2 protein-coding genes are annotated in these 2,473 nt (G+C 72.2%); both read left to right on the forward strand.

From position 1 onward, the window contains the following. The first annotated feature begins 74 nt into the window (after positions 1–74). Entirely contained in the window at positions 75–1,463 is a 1,389-nt protein-coding gene (locus C1J00_RS41960; RefSeq protein ID WP_102914059.1) for a nucleobase:cation symporter-2 family protein, read from the forward strand. Between the two features lie 104 nt (positions 1,464–1,567). Next, positions 1,568–2,473 (forward strand): serine/threonine-protein kinase (locus C1J00_RS41965; RefSeq protein ID WP_146046386.1); only part of this gene is annotated, 906 nt, incomplete at its 3' end.

A 2,473-nucleotide genomic window follows, 5' to 3' on the forward strand; every position in this document is an offset into this window, starting at 1 on the left:
CACCCGCACCACCTCCCTGACACCCACGGCCGCCCGTTCGGTGCGGACGTGTAACCGACCGGAGGGACGCCGCCGTGGCCGACCACCCCGTTGACGAAAAACTCCCCGCGCTCAAGATGGCGACGACCGGCCTCCAGCATGTGGCCGCGATGTACGCGGGAGTCGTCGCCCCACCCCTGATCGTCGGCGCGGCCATCGGCCTCACCGCCGGCGAGCTGACCTTCCTCACCGGCGCCTGCCTGTTCACCGCGGGCCTCGCCACCTTCCTGCAGACCCTCGGCATCTGGAAGATCGGCGCCCGGCTGCCGTTCGTCAACGGCGTCACCTTCGCCGGTGTCGCCCCGATGACCGCGATCGTCGCCTCCACCGAGGACAAGTCCGACGCCCTGCCCGTCATCTTCGGCGCGGTCATTGTCGCCGGGCTCCTCGGGTTCCTCGCCGCCCCCGTCTTCTGCAAGGCGATCCGCTTCTTCCCGCCCGTGGTGACCGGCACCGTCATCACCCTGATCGGCATATCGCTGCTCCCGGTCGCTTTCGGCTGGGCGCAGGGACCCGACCCCGCGGCGCACGACTACGGCTCGGCGACCAACCTGGGCCTGGCGGCCGTCACCCTGCTGATCGTGCTGCTGCTGCGGCGCTTCACCACGGGCTTCGTCAAGCAGATCGCCGTGCTGCTCGGCCTGGTGATCGGCACGCTGATCGCGATCCCGTTCGGCGCCACGGACTTCGGCCCCGTCGCGGACGCCGCCGTGATCGGCTTCCCGACCCCGTTCCACTTCGGTGCCCCGCAGTTCCAGCTCGCCGCGATCATCTCGATGTGCGTGGTGATGGTGGTGTCGATGACCGAATCGACCGCCGACATGCTCGCGTTGGGCGAGATCGTCGAGCGTCCGGCCGACGAGAAGACCATCGCGGCCGGCCTGCGCGCCGACACCCTCGGCTCGGCCATCAGCCCGCTCTTCAACGGCTTCATGTGCAGCGCCTTCGCGCAGAACATCGGCCTGGTCGCCATGACGAAGATCCGCAGCCGGTACGTCGTCGCAGCGGGCGGCGGCTTCCTGGTGCTGATGGGCCTGTGCCCGATGGCGGCCTCGCTGATCGCCGTCGTACCGCGCCCGGTGCTCGGCGGGGCGGGCGTGGTGCTGTTCGGCTCGGTCGCGGCCAGCGGCATCCAGACCCTGGTCCGGGCCGCCCTGGACAAGGACAACAACGTCCTGATCGTGGCCGTCTCCCTGGCCGTCGGCATCATCCCCATCACGGCCCCGGAGTTCTACCACGCCTTCCCGGAGACGGCCCGGATCGTCCTGGACTCCGGAATCTCCACGGGCTGCGTGGCGGCCGTGCTGCTCAACCTGGTCTTCAACCACCTGGGCCGGGGCAGCCGCGACGCCCACGACGTGACCCACCCGATGGAGACGGGCGAGGAGCTCACGAGAGCGCCCAAGGCCCCGGCCGCGTCCTGAGCCCCCTCGGCCGCCCTTTAGGCTTCTGCCTCGGTCAACCGATCGTTGACCGGGGGAATCAGGGGACAGGGATCCGGGATCCGGGATCAGGGGGGAACGAGCCGATGAACCACGCGACAGAGGTGTTCCAGCCGTTGCAGGGCGACGACCCGCCCGTGGTGGCCGGATACCGCCTCGCCGCCCGGCTCGGTGCGGGCGGCATGGGCCGGGTCTACCTCTCGCACACGCAGGGCGGCCGCCCGGTGGCGATCAAGGTGGTCCGGCCGGAACTGGCCGACGACCCGGACTTCCGGCGGCGGTTCCGCAGGGAGGTGGAGGCGGCCCGGCGGGTCCGGGGCGCCTACACCGCCGAGCTGATCGACGCCGACGCGGACGGCACACCGCCCTGGGCGGCCACGGTGTACGTGCCCGGCCCGTCCCTCACGGAGGCGGTCGCCCGCCGGGGACCCCTGCCGGTGCCCGCGGTGCTGTGGCTGGTGGCGGGGGTGGCCGAGGCACTCCAGGCCATCCACGCCGCCGGGATCGTGCACCGGGATCTCAAGCCGTCGAACGTGCTGCTCGCCGCCGACGGGCCGCGGGTGATCGACTTCGGTATCTCGCTGGCCGCCGACCTCACCTCGTACACCGCCACCGGCGCCGCGGTCGGCACGCCCCACTTCATGGCTCCCGAACAGGCCGCCGCGGGCGAGGTCACGGCGGCGACCGACGTCTTCGCCCTGGGCCAGACGGCCGCGTTCGCGGCCCTGGGCCGCCCCCTGTACGGGGACGGCTCCGCGGTCGGCGTGCTGTACCGGATCGTGCACGACGAACCCGACCTGTCCCTGCTGCCCGAGCAGCTCCGTCCGCTGTTCGCCCGCTGTCTGGCCGCCGCCCCGCAGGACAGGGCGGGCTTGGCGGAGATCGTGGAGTGGTGCCGGCAGCGGCTGGACGCGCACGCCGGTGCCGGCGCCGGTCCGGCTGTCTGGCGCGATGTCATGGGGCCCGAGGCGTCGGTCCCCTCCCCGCTTCCC

Origin of the sequence: Streptomyces cahuitamycinicus (assembly GCF_002891435.1) — a bacterium.
Taxonomy (GTDB): domain Bacteria; phylum Actinomycetota; class Actinomycetes; order Streptomycetales; family Streptomycetaceae; genus Streptomyces; species Streptomyces cahuitamycinicus.